The 19,219-nt window shown below is 42.0% G+C and carries 17 protein-coding genes and 1 tRNA gene; 10 read left to right on the forward strand and 8 right to left on the reverse strand.

Features of this window, described 5'->3' with window-relative positions; all coding sequences use genetic code 11:
- Window positions 1-6 precede the first annotated feature (6 nt).
- Window positions 7-975, reverse strand: a complete 969-nt coding sequence (locus tag OU792_RS05995) for an alkaline phosphatase family protein (protein ID WP_274669734.1) — start codon at window positions 973-975, stop codon at window positions 7-9.
- Window positions 976-1,110: 135 nt separating this feature from the next.
- Between OU792_RS05995 and OU792_RS06000 the strand changes: the two genes are divergently transcribed.
- Both OU792_RS06000 and OU792_RS06005 read left to right on the forward strand, forming a co-directional pair.
- The gene (locus tag OU792_RS06000; RefSeq protein ID WP_274669735.1) at window positions 1,111-3,183 is read left to right on the forward strand and encodes a S9 family peptidase; all 2,073 of its coding nucleotides are present in this window, start codon (window positions 1,111-1,113) and stop codon (window positions 3,181-3,183) included.
- The gene (locus OU792_RS06005) at window positions 3,180-4,259 is read left to right on the forward strand and encodes a serine hydrolase domain-containing protein (protein WP_274669736.1); all 1,080 of its coding nucleotides are present in this window, start codon (window positions 3,180-3,182) and stop codon (window positions 4,257-4,259) included. The genes OU792_RS06000 and OU792_RS06005 overlap by 4 nt, the downstream gene beginning before the upstream one ends.
- Here the strand turns inward: OU792_RS06005 and OU792_RS06010 are convergent, their stop codons facing one another.
- From OU792_RS06010 to pnuC, 3 genes are read right to left on the reverse strand one after another with little or no spacing between them, the layout of a single operon-like run.
- Window positions 4,260-5,783, reverse strand: coding sequence for an arylsulfatase (locus OU792_RS06010; RefSeq protein ID WP_274669737.1), 1,524 nt, complete (start codon window positions 5,781-5,783; stop codon window positions 4,260-4,262).
- A 4-nt stretch (window positions 5,784-5,787) separates the two neighbouring features.
- The gene (locus tag OU792_RS06015) at window positions 5,788-6,318 is read right to left on the reverse strand and encodes an ATP-binding protein (RefSeq protein ID WP_274669738.1); all 531 of its coding nucleotides are present in this window, start codon (window positions 6,316-6,318) and stop codon (window positions 5,788-5,790) included.
- Entirely contained in the window at window positions 6,305-6,922 is a 618-nt protein-coding gene (gene pnuC / locus OU792_RS06020) for a nicotinamide riboside transporter PnuC (protein WP_134199890.1), read from the reverse strand. The genes OU792_RS06015 and pnuC overlap by 14 nt, the downstream gene beginning before the upstream one ends.
- A gap of 157 nt (window positions 6,923-7,079) precedes the next feature.
- Here pnuC and OU792_RS06025 point away from each other — a divergent pair, with 157 nt between their 5' ends.
- The 8 genes from OU792_RS06025 (at window position 7,080) to OU792_RS06060 (ending at window position 15,353) form a co-directional block, all read left to right on the forward strand.
- Window positions 7,080-7,655, forward strand: coding sequence for a Crp/Fnr family transcriptional regulator (locus OU792_RS06025; RefSeq protein ID WP_274669739.1), 576 nt, complete (start codon window positions 7,080-7,082; stop codon window positions 7,653-7,655).
- Window positions 7,656-7,731: 76 nt separating this feature from the next.
- Window positions 7,732-8,397 (forward strand): hypothetical protein, encoded by a 666-nt coding sequence (locus tag OU792_RS06030; RefSeq protein WP_274669740.1) that lies wholly within the window; start codon window positions 7,732-7,734, stop codon window positions 8,395-8,397.
- Window positions 8,398-8,630: 233 nt separating this feature from the next.
- Window positions 8,631-11,447 carry an excinuclease ABC subunit UvrA gene (uvrA, locus tag OU792_RS06035; RefSeq protein ID WP_274669741.1) on the forward strand — a complete coding sequence of 939 codons (2,817 nt, stop codon included), beginning with the start codon at window positions 8,631-8,633 and terminating at the stop codon, window positions 11,445-11,447.
- Window positions 11,448-11,613: 166 nt separating this feature from the next.
- Window positions 11,614-12,810, forward strand: a complete 1,197-nt coding sequence (locus OU792_RS06040) for a hypothetical protein (RefSeq protein WP_274669742.1) — start codon at window positions 11,614-11,616, stop codon at window positions 12,808-12,810.
- On the forward strand, window positions 12,807-14,252 hold the full coding sequence (locus OU792_RS06045) for a hypothetical protein (protein ID WP_134199286.1): 1,446 nt from the start codon (window positions 12,807-12,809) through the stop codon (window positions 14,250-14,252). Before OU792_RS06040 ends, OU792_RS06045 begins: the two co-directional genes overlap by 4 nt.
- 211 nt (window positions 14,253-14,463) lie before the next feature.
- Window positions 14,464-14,874, forward strand: a complete 411-nt coding sequence (locus OU792_RS06050; protein WP_026946827.1) for a nucleotidyltransferase substrate binding protein — start codon at window positions 14,464-14,466, stop codon at window positions 14,872-14,874.
- The gene (locus OU792_RS06055) at window positions 14,864-15,202 is read left to right on the forward strand and encodes a nucleotidyltransferase family protein (protein WP_134199284.1); all 339 of its coding nucleotides are present in this window, start codon (window positions 14,864-14,866) and stop codon (window positions 15,200-15,202) included. The genes OU792_RS06050 and OU792_RS06055 overlap by 11 nt, the downstream gene beginning before the upstream one ends.
- Window positions 15,203-15,278: 76 nt before the next feature.
- Window positions 15,279-15,353: transfer RNA gene (locus OU792_RS06060), tRNA-Val, on the forward strand.
- Between the two features lie 211 nt (window positions 15,354-15,564).
- On the opposite strand, the gene OU792_RS06065 is transcribed toward OU792_RS06060, so the two are convergent.
- The 4 genes from OU792_RS06065 to OU792_RS06080 all read right to left on the reverse strand — a co-directional run bounded on the left by OU792_RS06065 (window position 15,565) and on the right by OU792_RS06080 (window position 19,202).
- A complete protein-coding gene (locus tag OU792_RS06065; protein WP_134199283.1) occupies window positions 15,565-16,704 on the reverse strand; it encodes a DUF4221 family protein in 1,140 nt (379 codons plus the stop codon).
- Window positions 16,705-16,753: 49 nt separating this feature from the next.
- On the reverse strand, window positions 16,754-16,960 hold the full coding sequence (locus OU792_RS06070) for a hypothetical protein (RefSeq protein ID WP_134199281.1): 207 nt from the start codon (window positions 16,958-16,960) through the stop codon (window positions 16,754-16,756).
- 117 nt (window positions 16,961-17,077) lie between these two features.
- Window positions 17,078-18,229, reverse strand: a complete 1,152-nt coding sequence (locus tag OU792_RS06075; protein ID WP_134199279.1) for an ATP-binding protein — start codon at window positions 18,227-18,229, stop codon at window positions 17,078-17,080.
- A gap of 217 nt (window positions 18,230-18,446) precedes the next feature.
- Complete coding sequence (locus OU792_RS06080; protein WP_024283861.1) at window positions 18,447-19,202, reverse strand: LytR/AlgR family response regulator transcription factor; 756 nt, start codon at window positions 19,200-19,202, stop codon at window positions 18,447-18,449.
- Window positions 19,203-19,219: the final 17 nt, after the last annotated feature.

Raw genomic sequence — 19,219 nt, forward strand, 5'->3', positions numbered from 1 at the left:
AGAGCTTTATTTTTTCAAAATCAGGCTTGCTCCATCCCAATTTTTCCGCTGTACTTCAGGCACAGGAATTTCCAAAAATTCAATCAGTGTCGGTAAAATATCCACCATGGAAGCCTTTCCGGAATAGAAGCTATCACTCAGGTTTTTAGCATTGCTAATCATCCAAATTTCCCGCTCAGAATCACTTTGACCACCATGATCCTTGAACTCAGGCGCCTTTCGACCATGATCGGTGGTGATCCAAATCATCCATTCCTCCCCATAATTTTCTTCCCGAAACCGAATAGCCTCCCAAATTCTTCCTACCTGACGGTCAGCCAACTCTATGGCTGAAGTAAGTTGGGGACTTTTCCCATAGCGATGTCCTACCGCATCGGTAAACTCCAGGTAGACCCATGAAAGATCCGGAGCTTGGGTTTTGAGAGAATGTGCTGCTTCAAATGACACCAAATTGTCAATTTTTCGGAGGTAAGTCTTTTCCGTATCATGGGGAAAACGAATCGTATCCTTTTCAAATCCATCGAAAGCAATATCCAATTTCAGGTAAGCAGTCTCCGCCTTTCTCTCTCCGATTAATTTGGTCCTATTGTCTTCCCAGGTAGAATAAATAGCCAGTTTCGACTTAGGCCTAGCCTCTCGCATCAGCCGAAATATCGTCCAGTAATCGTAATTGGGTGATTCGATGTCATTTCCCCAGACATTATGTTTATTGGCCCAAGTACCGGTAAGCAATGAATTATACCCTACAGCTGAGATAGTCGGAGTCTCAGACTTCCCTCCTTTTTCTCCCCCAGTAAATGCCCTTGCATAACCTCCAACTTTTGATATTCGATCCAAATTAGGCGTATGAATTCTTTCTAGTTCTGGCGCAGGAATCCCGTCTAAAATGATAAAGACCACTTTTTTTTGCTGAGCAATACCAAGCATGTCAATGCTCAAAAAAAGAAAAAATGATAGCATGGCTTGTCTTAGCATGGTGAAAATAGTTCGGTAGATTCAGGTTTTATTGATCAATTAGTAAATCAAAAGAATTCATCTCAGGTAGCAAAGCTTAGCAGGAACTTTGAAAGCCATTTTCTGATCGCTAAATTGTCTGAAATCAACTAGGCAATGCGAAAAATTCTAACCTATCTCGTTCTCTTCCTCCTTTCTGCTTATCAAACAGATGCCCAATCCATCGCACAATATCTCTCAGCTCCTTTTCCTACCGATCTGACAGCGAGTCCGGATGGAAAAGCAGTCGCTTGGGTCTTTAATTTAGAAGGAGAACGGAATATCTTTTTGGCGGAAAGCCCGAATTTCGAAGCAAAAAAAATCACAAATTTTGAAGGAGATGAAGGGCTTGGACTAGGAGAGCTAGCCTTTTCCCCGGATGGAAAAATTCTAGCCTTTGTGCGTGGAAATTCTAGAAACTCCTCTGGAGAAGCAGCCAATCCGGCTCAACTTCAGGAAAATACTGATTTTAAAATTCACTTAATTGATTTGACCACCCTAAAAACCCGGTATTTCAGTCCGGGTTCGACCATCACTTTTTCACCAGATGGGCAAGCCCTAGTCTATAAAATTGGACCCAATGTCTATTGGAAGTCACTCAATGACAGTTCATCCCAGCAGGAAAGGCTGTTTGTGTCTAGGGGAGGATCTAGCCAGCTATCTTTCTCCCCTGATGGAGAAAAGCTCGCCTTCGTCTCTACCCGAGGCGACCACTCTTTTATTGGGATTTGGGATTTTGAGCAAAAGAAATTGACCTATCCGGAGACGAGTCTGGACAAAGACAGCTATCCAGCATGGAGTCCCGATGGCAAACAATTGGCCTATCTACGGATACCGAATATCAACAACTTACTTTCTTTCACTGCCATTAAGGAGAGTAATCCGTGGAGCATCCGGGTTTTGGATATGGAGACGATGAAGGCAGAAGAAGTTTGGAATTCCGGAACAGGGCCCGGTTCGGTTGTGGTTTGGGATCTTCCTGCAGAAGCGGATAGATTGTGGTGGACGCCTTCTGGTCAACTGGTATTCCCATGGGAGAAAAACGGTTGGATGCAATTGTACGCAGTCAATCCTACCAGTGGGGAAGTCAAGCATCTGACCAAGGGGCAAGGCATTGTCGAAAAAGTGAAAACGAGCTACAAAAAAGATGAACTCTTGCTGACAAGCAATATTGGGGATATTGAGCGTAGAAAAATCTACAGCTTGGATTTGAATTCCTTTGATTTGGAAGATCTTTCCGAAAAAGGAAATATCAATTGGTCACCTGTCCGCTTGGAAGATGGCTTGGCCTATCTTTCTGCCACAGCTAACCGACCGGCCTGGCCATATATTCGACAAAATGATAACTCTGAGCCACTTGCAGAAGAATTCTTCCCTCAGGACTTTCCAAAAACACTAATCAAACCCCTCGGCTTGGACCTTCAAGCGGAAGATGGTTTCAAAACACGAGCCCAGCTTTTCCTTCCTCCAAACCATGACGCTACCAAGAAATATCCAGCTGTCATTTTCCTTCACGGAGGGAGCCGCAGACAGATGCTTTTAGGCTTCAATTACTCCCAATATTACAGCAATGCCTATGCACTTCAGCAGTATTTTGCTGCCAATGGATTTATCGCCCTGACACTGAACTACCGATCAGGAATCGGCTATGGGATGGACTTTCGGGAAGCTGAAAACTACGGTGCAGGAGGAGCCAGCGAGGTTTTGGATTTGATGGCGGCAGCGGATTATCTGGCAGCAAGACCAGACGTAGATTCTTCCAAAATCATCCCTTGGGGTGGAAGCTACGGAGGGTTTTTGACAGCACATGGTTTGGCACAAGCTCCCGAAAAATTCCTCGCCGGTGTGGATATCCACGGCGTGCATAATTGGAATAATGACATCCCGGTATTTGATTCCTGGTATGAGCCCGAGAAATTCCCCGAGATGGCTGAGCTGGCTTTCAAATCATCTCCTATGGCCTATGTGGAGAACTGGGAAGACCCTGTTCTTTTAATACATGGAGATGATGATCGAAATGTACTCTTTTCTGAATCTGTAGAATTGGCAGAAGTCCTCCGAAAACAGGGCGTGGAAGTCGAGCAATTGGTTTTTCCAGATGAAGTTCATTCATTTATCCTGCACAGCAATTGGGTCAAAGCCTACCAAGCAACCATTGATTTTATCATGAAACAAATCCAAAAGCCATGAACCGTCTACTCGTTTTCCCGCTAGTTTTCTTATTTGTTTTTTCGGCCTCTGGCCAAAAACGACATCTCCAAAATGCTCTGGATAGAGCCGAAACAGAAGGCTATTCCGGAGTAATCCTCTTGGCTGAAAATGGAAAAGTCCTTTTTGAAAAAGCCATGGGTATGCGAAATTTTGAAGAAGGCATCCCACTTCAACCTGATGATGTATTTGAAATGGCTTCGGTTTCCAAGCAGTTTACTGCGATGATGATCATGATGTGCAAGGAAAAAGGCTTGCTGGGTTTCGACGATCCCATCGAAAAATATATCCGAGTACCCTACCCTAATATCACTATTCGCCACCTTTTGACGCACACCTCTGGACTGCCAGACTATCAGGCTATAATGGATGAGCACTGGGATAAGAGTAAGGCTGCCGGCAACCCTGAGATATTAGAATATCTCCGTCGCTATGCTCCCCCTAAGCTTTTTGAGCCAGGTGACAACTATGAATACAGCAATACCGGCTATGTGATTTTAGCAAGCATCGTGGAAGAGGTGACAGACCGGGACTTCGTTGAGCTTTCCAAAGAATGGATTTTTGATCCTGTTGGTATGGAAAATACAGCAATCAGAAGTTTAGAGGAAAAAGCTCAGGTCACAAACTTTGCTATTGGTCATCTGAAGGATGAAAATGGGAATTATGTAAATGCCAACCGCTTTCGATCTTCCGATTACACCCTTTGGCTAGGAAAGCGAAAAGGACCCGGAAGAGTCAGCAGTACTGCTCAGGATTTATTGAAATGGGATCAGGCGCTTTACACCGAAAAATTGGTCAGCAATGAGACACTTGAACAGGCATTTTCCCCTTTCGAGCTAAATGATGGGGCAAAAAGCACTTATGGATTTGGTTGGGACTTGGACCCCAATAGTCCTTATGGCAAAATGGTCATGCACACAGGAGATAACCCTGGCTACAAAACAATCATTGTGCGGTTTATCGAAGAAAATAAAACGATTATTCTACTCAATAACAATTACCATCCTGACCAGATGAGATTGGTGGAAGCTGCAACCTTGGCTTTAGGGAAATGGTAATTAATTCTCCAAAATAGGAATCTGAAAGCGCTCAATACTGGAAGTCTGATGCTTATTTTTCATGATTTCTTCCATCTCTGCCACCAATTCAGGGTTTTGAGCAGCTATGTCATTTTGTTCCTGCGGATCAACTGAAAGGTCATACAATTCAGTTTGAATGATACCTTCCTTCAATTTTTGGCGGACAGCCTTCCATTTTCCCTTGCGCACAGCCTGTTGACCACCATACTCTGGAAACTCCCAGTACAAATAGTCATGGGGCTCTTGCTCTTGTCCCAAAATTGCTGGCAGGAAGCTTTTCCCATCTGTTTGATCAGGAACCGCTACTCCGATTAATTCGCAAAAAGTCGGCATCAGATCGTAGAAAACTGAGGCATGGTCAGACTTTGATCCAGCTTCTACTTTCCCTGGCCAATTCACCACCATTGGTACTCGAATTCCACCTTCGTAAACAAAACCTTTGGTCCGACCATAGCCATTACTGAATGGTGCGGAACTATCAAAAAATTCGAAATCTACTCCTCCTGTGTAGGATGGCCCATTATCACTAGTCAAAATGAAAATCGTGTTCTCGAGCTGGCCCATTTCCTCAACCTTTTTGCGAAGCTCTCCAATTTGCTGATCCAAAAGCGAAATCATCGCCGCGTAAGTAGCCCTAGGATAGCGAGCTGGAAAATAGCCCTTTGAGCCATCATAAGGTTCTTCCTCTCCAAAAACCTCCACGTATTCCATAATCAATTCCTTAGGAGCCTGAAGGGGTAAATGCGGTAATGGAGAGGCATAATAGAGGAAAAAGGGCTGCTCGGAATTCTCCTCCAGAAAGCTAAGCGCCTTTTGATGCATGACATCCGGCGCATAGTCGGGCTGAAAAAACTTTGCGTAAGAATCCATGCTCATCGGGTCTGACAACGAATCCAACTTTGTACCCGGAACCATCAATTCATTATTCAGGGAAACTTTCGTCTCATTTTCCCACAAATGGGGAGGGTAAAGATTGTGAGCCTGTCGCTGACAGTTGTAACCGAAGAAATAATCAAAGCCCAAATTCGTAGGAATCCCTTCGGATAATGGGCCTCCTAAACCCCATTTCCCGATCAGGGCGGTTTTGTATCCATTTTGCTGTAGAATTTTAGCAAGAGTTTGTGTCGAAGCAGGCAAAGGTCGCTGTCCTTCAAGATTTGGATCGGTAGCTGCTTTAGCATAATCCCAGACATCTCCGCGCTCCCTCCACTCATCATTTCCTCTGATGTAGGCATGCCCACTATGTAAGCCTGTCAATATCATTCCCCTTGCCGGAGCGCAGACTGGGGCAGCTGAATAGTGATTGGTGAAAATTTTTCCACTTGCTGCTAAGGCATCCATGTGAGGAGTTTTGATGAGTTTTTGCCCATTAAATCCAACTTCCCCATATCCCAAGTCGTCTGCGAGGATTAGGACAATATTTGGTTTTGGAGGTTTCTGCTCGGCTGACTGACATGAGAAAGCTGCAAAGAGGGCAATAGCAGCAAGAATACGTGAGATCATTTGATTATTGGCTAAAGTGGCTTTCGATTAAATCTATTGATTTTTCTAAGCGCGCGGAACGGTTTCCACTGATTTTTTCCCAAGGAATTCCACTTTGGGCTGCCATTTCAAGGTATAAATCCAAAAAATACTGGCGCATCTCCGGATCTGGGTGCTCACGAAGGGGATCCGGTTCCCAGGGCAAATCGATGTCTGTCAACAAAATCAGATCATAAACACGCTGATCTAATTCTGTTTTTACCCAATCATGGACTCTCCCATATTTATGCTCCGACCAGACCTGAATCACTCGAAGGTCTGTATCGCAGAATAAAAATTTTTGCGCTTTTTGAGCCAATTCATCCTCCAATGCGACCTGACCTTTGGCGATTTGTAGCAAATCTTGGTATTCATATTCCCTATCCAGCAGGCTAAGATACTCCCGTGCAAACTCCGGTACCCACGGCTCCTCAAAATGGACCGCTAGGTCAGAGGCTAAGGTGCTCTTCCCTGTAGATTCGGGGCCAAGAATGAGGATTCTCCTAGGAATTTGCATAGTTTCTAGCGGATTTAATCCAAGCAAATAAGCCCAAAAATGCCAAAACAGTAAAGAACAAAAACTGAAAAGAGGTTAAAATCAAGCCTTTGTAAAAATAGAGCGGCACGGATACCAAATCTGTAATGATCCACATGATCCAGTTTTCCACTTTCTTTTTGGCCATGAGCCACATCCCCACAAAGGCCGAAGAAGTAGTAAATGAATCCCAATAGGGTACATCTGAGTCAGTAAAGTTGCTCAGCACAAATGACAGGACTCCATAAGAGGCAATGAATATGAGAATGGAAATCAACCATCCTTTGGGTTTGAGCCAAGTGACAGGGAGTACTGCCTGATTTTCTTTCGGATGCGTCCAGATATACCATCCATAGATAGACATGCTAAAATAATAGGCGTTGATCCCCATATCAGCATAAAGCTTGTATTGGAGGCAGATCCAAACATAAATCAGGGTAGAGACAATACCCGTAGGATACACCCATATATGCTCCCTCATGGAGTAAAATACCGAAGCAATCCCAAAAAAGACTGCCACCGCTTCGAGCCAGGTCATCGCTTTTAGGCCCTCGGCCAAACCATCTAGGAGAAATTGGAAATCCATGTTGCGAAGAAAAGGATAAAAGTTGGAAAGTAAGAAAGTGTAAAGATGGTAAAGAAGGGCTAAAATAATCCCCGAGTTTAATTTAGGGGAATCCATTAAAGGTGAATATCTTGTAGAGAGGGGCATACCCCCTTTTCATCGTCACGCTATTTTAACAATGAACGAATTTAGCCCTCTTCATTCCTATATTGAAAAACTTCATCCTCTGGACGAAGAGACCAAAAGCCAATTAGAGCAAGGCTTCATTTTCCAAAAAGTGAAGAAGAATGAATTTTTACTTCAAGAAGGAGAGGTTTGCAAATACAATTATTTTGTAATCAAAGGCTCCCTGAGACTGTACAAAATAGACCCAAAAGGGGAGGAACTGATCCGCTACTTTGCATTTGAAAACAAATTCGCTACCAATCTTACCAGTTTCATCACGGGTATGCCCTCGGAGGAATTCATTCAGGCAAATGAAAAAACCGAACTGTTAGCTATTCCCAAGTCCATTTTTTTAGATCTGGTTGAAAGCCTTCCTTCCATCAACCGTGTTTATCGAAATATGCTCGAAAATGCTTACATCACTTCTCAGAAGAGAATTTATAATTTTCAAAGCTACAGTGCACTAGAAAGATTAAAGTGGCTACTAGAACAATACCCTAGAATTCTATCTCGACTACCGAGCAAGTTGATTGCTTCTTATTTGGGGATCACCCCTTTTACCTTGAGTCGGCTGAAGGCGGAGCTTTAGCTAAAACCTTGATCTAGAGCAAGGTTTTGGAAGCCAGGCCTCCCTACTTTTGGATTCTAAATCGATAGCATCCAAAATGAAACTAAATTTCCTCCAAAAAGCACTTATCTCCCTATTCACCCTTTTTGCATTTGCTTTCCAGGCAAAAGCTCAAGCACCCCATACGCCAATTCCTGCTGAAATCATGTTTGGAAATGAACGGCTGGATTTCCAACTGATCGTCAAACGAGACTTCAGCCCAACTAGCAAGTTTAGTTTGGTAGCCATCAGCATTTTTGCGCAGAACTATGATCGGGAACGAACGCTGGGGAACTCTATCGTCGCCCCCGTACAGGTAACGTACAAGCTCGGTAAAAGTGGATTTAGCTTGGCTGCAGGGGCAGAAGCCAATTCAAAAGTAGGATTTATGCCTATGGCTGGAGTTCAGCATGTCTTTGCCAATCGGGAAGTCCTTGCCTTGACTTTTGTCAATGTCCTATCAAACCAAGGAGCCGATGGGCAAATTTTTGGTATTTATGAATACAAACCTCGATTGAATGACACGTGGTCGATTTACTCGCGAGTACAATTGATGTACATCCAGGGAATTTCTGAAACCTCACATAGGCGAAGTTTCCTTTACCTGAGAGCGGGATTGAAAAAAGGCCCTCTTGGCTTTGGAATCGGTGCAAACTGGGATGCATACGGTACAAAAAGGCAGACTGCCCAAAACTTCGGGCTGTTTACTAGGTGGGAGTTTTGAGGAATGTCAAAGTCGCCCGTTATTGCGAGGGGCTTAGATATCCTTTCATCCTTTCTAAAAACTTTGTAGCCCTGAAGCAATCTCATCTAGAGACATTCTACAATTCATGAGACTGACAGCCCGTTGGTAGGCGGGTTTCGTCGTTACTCCTCGTAGGGACGGCAATAAATCAGACTCACATCGAAGCAAACTTTCGCATGACTTCTAGGGTTAGATGATTAACTTTGCCAGCTATGACTTTGAGCACTCTGAAAGCAAAAAAAGATATCGATTCACTCGATCCCAAAGAATGTATCATCATCAAAAACGCCCGGGTCAATAACCTAAAAAACCTGAGTGTAGCCATTCCCAGAAATAAGTTTGTGGTTATTACAGGACTCTCGGGATCCGGCAAATCTTCCCTCGCTTTTGATACACTTTTTGCCGAAGGCCAACGCATGTATGTGGAAAGTCTGAGTTCCTATGCCCGTCAGTTTCTCGGTCGGATGGAAAAACCCGAAGTCGAATATATAAAAGGGGTTGCTCCTGCGATTGCTATTCAGCAAAAAGTCACTACTAAAAATCCCCGCTCAACCGTCGGCACTACCACTGAGATCTACGATTACCTCAAGCTGCTTTTTGCCCGGGTGGGAAGAACCTATTCGCCTATCTCCGGAAATGAGGTCAAGCATCACACGGTCACCGATATTGTGGATTACATCCTTTCTTTTGAAGAAGGAGATAAAGTCATGATCTCCTGCCCGCTTCAGGTAGCAAAAGGGAGGAAAATCGAGCAGGAATTGGAATTGCTTTTGCAAAAAGGCTATACCCGAATTTTGATTGACGGAGAAGCTTATTTTGTAGAGGATTTGCTTCAGGAAAAGAAAATCCAGAAAGGAAACTATGAAATCCTGATTGATCGGGCTTCTGTCCGAAAAGAGGATGAAGACAATCAATTTCGGATTGCTGATTCGGTACAAACGGCCCTTTTTGAAGGACATGGAGACTGCAAAATCACCATTCCTGACAAGGAAACCCGTGAATTTTCCGATCGATTTGAACTCGACGGAATGAGCTTTGAATTGCCCTCAGTCAACTTTTTCTCTTTCAACAATCCTTATGGGGCCTGCAAGCGCTGCGAAGGTTTTGGAAATGTCTTGGGCATCGATCCGGATTTGGTCATCCCTGACAAAACGATGTCCGTGTACGAGGGAGCCATCGCCCCGTGGCGAGGAGAATCTTCCCGCTCTTGGTTGGAGCCACTTTTGAAAAAAGGCATCGAATTCGACTTTCCCATTCATCGGGCGTATGAGGATTTGACCGAAAAAGAGCAAGAGCTTCTTTGGACCGGAAACAAGTATTTCAAGGGTTTGAATGCTTTTTTCAAAGACTTAGAAACCAAAACCCACAAAATCCAATATCGGGTGATGCTTTCCCGCTTCCGAGGTAGGACGACCTGTCCTGAGTGTAGAGGAACGAGACTTCGAAAGGATGCAAGTTATGTCAAAATCAAGGACAAATCCATCACCGATATCGTCCTGATGCCGATCGATGAGGCCTTGATCTTTTTCAATAAGCTGGAACTAGAACCTCATGAAGCCAAAGTAGCCAACCGACTATTCAAGGAAATTGTCAGCCGCCTAGAATTTATGGATCAGGTAGGCTTGGGTTATTTGACTCTGAATCGCCTGACGTCCACGCTTTCCGGAGGAGAATATCAACGCATCAAACTGGCCACTTCTTTGGGTTCGGCGCTGGTCGGGTCCATGTATATTTTGGACGAACCGAGTATTGGATTACATCCAAGGGATACCGATCGCTTGGTGGGTGTTTTAAAGTCTCTTCGAGATATGGGTAATACTGTCATCGTGGTGGAGCATGAAGACAAGGTGATGAAGGCAGCTGACCAAATCATCGACATAGGGCCAGATGCGGGAATTCACGGGGGGAAACTACTTTTCCAAGGCCCCATCCAAGAGCTGATCGCTTCAGCCCAAACCCATACCGCCCGATACTTACGCGGAGAAGAGCAGATTTTCAGAAAAGAAGGTAACCGAAAATGGAAGGATTCTATCATCGTCAAAGGCGCTCGGGAGAATAACCTGAAGAATCTGACAGTTCAGTTCCCACTGAATACCTTAACTGTGGTGACAGGGGTTTCCGGTTCTGGAAAATCCACTTTAATTAAAAAAGTACTCTATCCTGCTTTGGGAAAAATGCTGGGAACGGTCATTGACGAAAGTGGAAAATATGATAAGATAGAAGGCGATTATAAGCGGATTACTCAGGTAGAGTTTGTCGATCAAAATCCGATCGGAAAATCCTCCCGCTCCAATCCAGTGACTTATGTGAAGGCCTATGATGCCATCCGGACGCTTTTTGCCGATCAGGCAGTCTCCAAACAACGAGGATACAAACCGGCTTTCTTTTCTTTCAATGTGGATGGTGGGCGATGCGAAGCCTGCTCCGGTGAGGGAACGACCACCGTAGAGATGCAGTTTATGGCTGACATCCATCTGACCTGTGAGTCCTGCAAAGGGAAGCGATTCAAGAATGAAATTCTCGATGTCAAATACAAGGACAAGGACATTTCCGAGGTTTTGGACATGACCATCGACGAGGCCATGGAGTTTTTCAAAGGAAAAACGCAAATCATCAATCGACTTCAGCCTTTACAGGAAGTCGGCTTGGGTTATATCGGAATGGGCCAAAGCTCCAACACCTTGTCTGGAGGAGAAGCTCAGCGTGTAAAATTGGCATCTTTCTTAGGTAAAGGAGGAACAAAAGCGAGCGATCAAGTTCTCTTTATCTTTGACGAACCCACAACGGGTTTGCATTTCCATGATATCAGTAAACTCTTGCACTCCATCAATGCGCTGATCGATCAGGGTCACTCGGTGATCATTATTGAGCACAATACCGAAGTGATCCGATCCGCTGATTGGGTGATCGATCTAGGGCCCGAGGGCGGAAACAAAGGTGGACATTTGACTTTTGCGGGAACTCCGGAGGATTTAGCTAAGGAAAAGGGGAATTACACCGCGAAGTATTTGAGGGAAGGGTTTGTTTAAAATCAACTTTACCTCACCCCTGTGAATCCTTAACTTTTAAAAAATTAATCAGATTTTTTTGATTTTTCTTGACAACTAGGTTTGTTTTTTTTACTTAGTGTTGAAATTAGTTCCAGGCCTAAGCTTATTTCATTAAATCAATCTTGAACTTAAAGCTGAGAAAGGATTGAATAGCCCCGATAACTCCTCTTTAATTTCCCTGATATCTAAGAAGCAGTTTTTGATCGGGGCTTTTATTTCATTTATTTTTCTTTCCTGCACTTCCTCAGAAAAAGTCAAATTCAACGGTGAGGAAATTGGCTATTATCGGAATGCCAAAATCAATAATATTTCTTTAAAAGTTGATTCACTAGAGAATAAAGAGGTCATTTTCTCAGGAAGTGGAATCTGGAAGATTTTTAATGATAAGATTATTCTCGCGGATAAAAGAACCGGGATAATCTATGTCTTCAATGATGACCTAAGCCTTAAAGAAACGCAAATAGGAATCGGCGAAGGTCCAAATCAGATCAAGGGAGGGCTTGTTGCCATGGCTTCCGGAGATCAGGGACTATTTCTTTTGGGCGGGAGTTATGACTATTATGTGGTTGATGAGAATTGGGCTATTTCCCAAACAGGCAACTTGGACTTTTACCATGAAAATACGCCTTATGATGAATTGTTGAAAAACCCCAAACCTGATTACGCAGGCATTTACGAACTCCATTATGAATTCCAAAAACCTTCCTGGTTTGGAGAGGAGAGAGTGATGATTCAGATATCCTCTACCCATCCAGAGTACAATTACATTCTAAATAAAAATTACTTTGAGGAAGCCAAAAACCTAGGAATACTTGATTTGAGTAATGGGAAAATACAAATCTCAGGAGGCTATCCGCCTATTTATTCGGAAAGAAATTTTATACCCTATTTGATGGGGACTCCGGTTGCTCCGATTGAAAACCATTTTTTTGTTCAGGGTTTTGAGGCAGACAGCCTGTTGTACAAGTTTACAGCTGATGCCATGATTCAGAATGCATTTGGTCATTCTGGCACAGACATGATGACCGACTATCCTGATCTGACTGCTTCGGATGTGACTGAGTTTGATCTGGGCAGAGAAGAACTTCGCCCAAAAGTCAACTACTATACTACTTTAGATTTTGTTGAGGGGCGAGATCTTTTAGTACGAGGTTATACTAAAAACAGCCCGTTAGAAGATGGAATTCAGCTTTATAGAAATGACACCTTGCTGCTAGACCAAGCTGTACCCAAAGGGTTTAACTACTTTGGATACAAGGAACCGTACCTCTATGGATCCTACAATAAACAGTTTGAACGGGAAGAAAAGATTGTCGTCTACAGATTGAAATTATCAGAATGAAGAAGTCAACCCTACTTTTGTCAGTTTTTGCAACTTTTGCAGCCATACTTTTGGGTTCACAATATTCGTTCGGTCAAGAAGCTGAACAAAAGAAGCAACAGTATTCCATACTAGAAAAAGGTGAGAAGGAAGAAAGAAGTCCCGTACCGTTTTTACCCATATTTTCTGAAGATGGGACTGTTTATGGAATCACCGATAGCATTGGAAATATCACCTTGGAGGAAGGAGTTACATTTTTTATCCGAAGTTTCTTTTACCAAGACAGGGAGTTCATTGTGGAGCCAAATGCGGAAAAAGTGATTCTTCTGGAAAGGGTGGAAATCGCGCTGGAAGAAATCGAAATCCGATCCTTTCAAAACCCTGTCGATCAGCTCAAATACCTCAACAAAAGCTTTGAGTCTGCTTTTGAAAAGAATGCATTCCTATCTAATTTCAAGGGTTATTATGCTGTCCAACAGCAAGAAAAGTATGTGGATTTTTTCGAAGCGAGTGGTATTTCTCTTCAATCCAAGAGTCAAAAGTGGAAGCCCTATAATTTTGTACAAGCATGGGGCGGCGGTAGTGCTTACCAATTTCTAGTGCCCCTAGAACTGAGGAGAAGTCATCATTGGGACTGGATGACAGGAGATACGATTCCTGCAAGGAATACCTTAGCCAGCACAGAAAGGTCAGATCAGTATTTTATAAAACCTTTTTATGCAAGAGAATTAATGCATGCTTTTGAATATTCTTGGCCATTATCCTCTTCAAATCTCAAATTCTACGATTTCCAGTATGACTTAGAAAATGGAAAAGAAATCATTCTATTTACCTCAAAAGTTGAGGAACGTACCAAAGCCAATTCAGACTTGTTCCTCATTGGAGAAGGAAAAATTGTTTTGGATGAGTTAGGAGAAAATATCGAGAGTATTACCATCAACTTCTCCAAATACAATTACGTCGCATTTCCAAAAAACCGAAATGGGCGAGAACGGCAAATAGGCGGTAGTCTTTCAGTCATTTTTGAAAATTCTAGTGACAAAGCCTTTGTGAGCAAAGTAGAATTAAAAGCTAAACTTTTCGGCCCCATCAATATCGGAAACCCAAGACCTTACCAGAAAGGAAGTGAAGTCACGATTATTGAGAAAATTCTTTTCGAGGACTTTCAGTTTGTCCAGTCGAAACAAAATTTAGCGTCGCTGGAAAAAGGATTTGGTTTTGTGGGATTGGAAAGCATGGTTGCTTATGATCCTAACTATTGGAGTTCCCATGCTTTGGTGAGCTCTGATTTGTTCAATCAAATCAAAAGGGATCTTGGCTCAAAAATCAGCCTTAACGAACAGTTTCAATCCAACTCTGGAAAAAGATTAATTCCAGAAGAGAACGATTTAGCTTATTTCAAAGATTATATTTCAAGTGTTCTTTCTCAGCTCAGGTCAATTAGTAGAGGATTGATCGAATAATAATTTTTCGAAGTGTTCTGGTTTTTGCCGGTACGCCTGAAGATTTGACTAAAGAAAAGGGGAATTACACCGCGAAGTTTTTGAGGGAGGGATTTGCTAAATCCTTTGGGATTTTTAAAACCTCGAAGGATTCTCCCTTGACCTTAATTGACAAAAAAGGAAAAACAGAATTAAAACTGTATTTTGTAAAGAGAAATTAAGGGACTGAAGCATGAAAAATGAGGACATTCGTTGGAAACAACGCTTTTCTAACTTTAGCAAAGCAATGAGGCATTTAGAGAATGCTCTTCAAATTTCAGAGCCAGATATGGTGCAGAAAGCCGGTATTATCCAGTTTTTTGAAATGTCTTTTGAGCTTGCATGGAACATGGTCAAGGATTATTTGGAAGAGCAAGGCTTTGTGGATATCCGATCACCAAGAGGAGCCTTAAAAAAAGCATTTGAAGTCAATCTTTTGGATAACGGCCATGATTGGATGGATTTGTTACAAGACAGAAACCTGACTGCTCACACTTATGATGAGCAAAAGGCTACAGAAATGGAAAAGCTCATTCAGAAGAAATACTTTCCCATATTAAAGAATCTACAGATCAACTTCAAACGCAAGGTCGATGAAGAATAAATTTGGGCTTTTGGAATCGGATATGGCATCCATATTAGAAATCATCAGGAATCAAGAACTAGTTGAAGAGGCCATTCTATTTGGAAGCAGGGCTAAGGGAAATTACCGTAAGGGAAGTGATGTGGATATAGCCTTGAAAGGGAATAAATTGAATTTTGAAACAGTGAGTCAAATCAGTTATCTCCTCAATGAAGAGACAAACATGCCTTATCTTTTTGATCTAGTCAGTTACCATCAGATCCAAGAGCCAGAATTGATCAAGCATATAGACCGGGTAGGCATACCCATTTTCCATAGAAAAAAGGAAATGGAACCCAATAATGTCTAAACCAAAAAAATTTGGTAACAAGGATAATCTACTATTGTGAAGCCTAATTCGGATGACTATCTTCGCGAGCATCAATGGGATCTTAGCTCAGTTGGTTTAGAGCGCTGCCTTGACAGGGCAGAGGTCATGGGTTCGAATCCCCTAGATCCCACTTTCTAGAATCTATCTAGTACTGGTCATGGGTTCGTCCTCGATAGCTATCGGGACCCCTAAATCCCACTCACAAAGCACAAAATCGAATCGATTTTGTGCTTTTTTATTTCTTTGGCAATATATCCTTCAACAATATCTTCAAGACAATTATTTATCGATGAAGGTTTGTAAGCTAGAGATTCCTCAAGCCGACAAAAAAGATTTGAGGATTACTTAGTTAAAGACATGGTATGATATATCAATTCATCTTCTACTGGTGAAGCCTTTTTTATCCAGAGTTCTTTGTCCATTTTAAAATATTCAAAGGAAAGGTTTGACGCATATTCCGTTAATTTTTCTTCTTGAATCAAGGAGAAACTGGAATCAAAAAGTGATAGAAAAAGCTCACCATCAAATGGATTCAAACTCTTCGAAACTCCCTTAACTAATCGATAATAAACTTGATTTTCTTCCTCCCAATAAATTGGTCCAAATGTAACATCGTTATTCCATGCTTTTATTTTGGAAACAAACTCATTTAGTTCATTTTTTTCGACATATTGAATTTCTTTCGAATTCGGGTGTATCGAGGAAGTAATGGTACTTTCTAAAAGCCTATTTGTCTTCAAATCAAATACCTGAAAAGAATTTTGAAAAGGATATGAAATCATAAGATTCCCATTTGCGTAACTTAAAATAGGGCTTACAGCATTACTTAATGAAATCTTACTTGAAAATTGATTGCCAATTCTTTGGACATCGATCATATCATTATCGATGATATCATAAACCTTCACTTTTGAAGGAGAATTCAATGAATATTCTCCAACTTTCAATTCCTTATCTTTCCTTAAAACAAAAAATAACCTATTATTTTCAGCATCAAAAGCTGAAATAGTCTTTGCAAAAGTCAAGTTGAATTGAATTTTATAACCATAGTCTAGGAATTCACTCGTTGAATCAATAATCAAATCCTCTAGTCGAAATCTCTTTACTTCTCCTTCATTATCAAAATGAATGATTTGATTTGGATTAAAGAAAAAAAAGCCAAACTTGGAATATATAAAGCCTTGCATCTCTGAGACTTCAAATCTATCCTCATCTACAAAAGATATAAACTCTTTGGGTACTACCTCGTTTCGACCAAATTTGACAATTGTTCTGGTAAATTCATCAAAAACATACATTCCACTAGAATCGGTGAAGAAAAAAAAGGGTTTTGAGGACGAGACTCCTACCTGCCCGATTGGGAGATTTTTTTCCTCAAAATGAATTTTTAATGGTTTAATAGGATCAGAGTGGCACGAAAAACAGAAAACCAATGCAAGAAGAAAAAAGACTCTCATTAATTTATAAGATTTAAATTCCATGAATTTATAAAGGCATCCCAAGAAAAACTTGGGATGCACTATTACTTGATTAATCTTCACAACTATAATCAAGTTCAATCATTCCAGCATCACAATCTTCAATGATCATGCTCCCCTCACACGGACAATTCTCGGCAACTTGAATCAAGAATTCGTGCAAATTTTCACAAGTGTACCAAGTGTTGCTACACGCCATCCCAAAATGTGGTAAGGCAAAGGCGACAAATACCGCCACAAAAACTTTAATTTTTTTCATAAATCATTACGTTTAAATAGTTAAAGGATTTGTGATTTTAGTTTCAGAAAGCTTCATTGAAAATGAATTTTACAAAGAAGGATTTAGGGGGGGGGGGGGGGGTAAGCGGTATTATTTTTATATGAATGAGTTTCCCAAAAACTCCCTCAAACCCATCGCCCTTACTTTTTCCGAAAGAGGAAAGCTATCCAAAATTCGACAGATAATAACGCCACTTTCAGCATCGGTGTCGTCCATGCTGATCTGCATGCCTTTACTAAGCTTAGGCGAAAGGGTGTTTTTGATTTCGATAGCCGTTTTGACCACTCCATTTTTCACCAAAAGCAAATCGCATTCTGCACCCTGATGGGTTCGGTAGAAGTAATATTCAAACTCATCCTTCAGCGTGGAGATGATCTGCTCAATCACAAAGCCCTCCCAACTCGGTCCGACTAATAATTGGTTGATCAATACATCCATACTTTCCACTCCGGTCAGGGAATGTAGCAATCCAGTATCCCGGATAAAAACCTTTGGAGATTTGACTAGGCGCTTTTTAATATTATGATGAAAAGGTGCCAGGACCCTGACCATAAAGGAACCTTGCAGAAACTCCAAGTATCGGTTTACGGTAGGCCGTGTAATCCCCAAGGCCCTTGCGAAACTTTCGCCATTCCAGATTCCTCCCTGTGCATTGGCAAGCATCATCCAAAATCGCTCTACCAGTCTCGGATCGGTACTTAATCCGATTTGTGCCAAGTCACGTTCGAGATAGGTTTTGATGAAGTTTCGCCTCCAAAGCTGAGATTCTCGTTCGCTTATGGCTAAAAAAGACAAGGGAAATCCACCTCGAATCCAGAGTTTTTCCAACTCATCCGAATCAATCTCCCCAAGGTAAAATGGTGTCAGTTCCAGATATCCAATTCGACCGGCTAAGGAATCTGCACTTTTTCGGATCAGATCCGGTGAAGCCGAACCCAACAAGATAAACCGTCCAGGTTCGCGATGCTCATCCATTAAGCTTCGAAGCTCGGCAAAAAGCTCTGGCATGAGTTGGATCTCATCGAGAATGACTGTTTTATCCGCATAGGCTTTTAAAAAAAGTTCCGGATCGACCAGCTTTGCCCGATCGGAGGCTTTTTCTAGGTCGAGGTAGAGGCTGTCCTTTTCGAGTTTCAGGTTTTTGACCAAAGTCGTCTTACCCACTTGTCTCGGGCCCAATAAGCCTACAGCAGGGAAAATCGAAAGGTATTCCTGCAAAAGAGGAAGAATTTGACGATCTTTTACCATGAAAATCGAAAGTTTGATTTACGGATTTCATGGTAAAAATAGAGAGATAAAAGGTAAATTCAAATCATTTTACCATGAAAATCGAATTTTTTATTTACGATTTTCATGGTAAATTACTTTTCAAAACCCCAAACCTAAGCAGTTACTACACCCAAATGATAAAAAAATCCCGCCTCTTGAGAAGCGGGATCTAGGTTAAGGTTAGTGGATAATAAGCTTAACTTTCTGTAATAGTATTCAATTTGGCTAGGAAGCTGTTGTAGTACTGTCTACCTACTTGCACCACAGCTCCAGATTTGAGATTGATATCTTTGGTATTGAAGCTTTCGATCTGACCTAGCTGTACGATGAAGGACTTTTGCACGCGGAGAAAAAGATGAGATGGAAGTATCTCCTCGATCTCTTTCATGGATTTGCGGATATGGTAATCACGGTTTTTGGTGAATATCGTAACCATATTGCCATTAGCCTCCACATAATACACCTCTTCGTAAGGAACTCGCTCAAAGGCATTATCCGCTTTGATAAATACTGCATCCGTAACCAAAAAAGGGCTTTCTGTTCCGGTCTTGACAGCAGCTACTTCTGGGGCAGGCTTGGTGCGCTTGTTATAAAGCACAATTTCGACAATGGCGTGAATATCATTGGTATTGAAAGGCTTCACTATAAATCCTGCCGGAGAAATTCGCTTGGCACGCTCGATGATAGTAGGGTCACTGTAGGAAGTCACAAACACTAAAGGAGCATCGACCATCTGCTTAACAATCTCTCCGAGCTCGATGCCATCCTTATCACCTTTGAGCTTGATATCCATAAATATCAGGTCAGGTCTGTATTTCTTAATGACCTTGATACATTGATTGGCTGAGTTGGCAATGTCTATGTTGACGTAGCCTAATAGTTCGAGAATTTCCTGGATATTTTCCGCAATACTGGGATCATCCTCGACTATGAGTATCCGCTCTTCTTTCATAATTGATAATCAAGCTT

Source organism: Algoriphagus sp. NF, from assembly GCF_028823735.1.
Lineage (GTDB): Bacteria > Bacteroidota > Bacteroidia > Cytophagales > Cyclobacteriaceae > Algoriphagus > Algoriphagus marincola.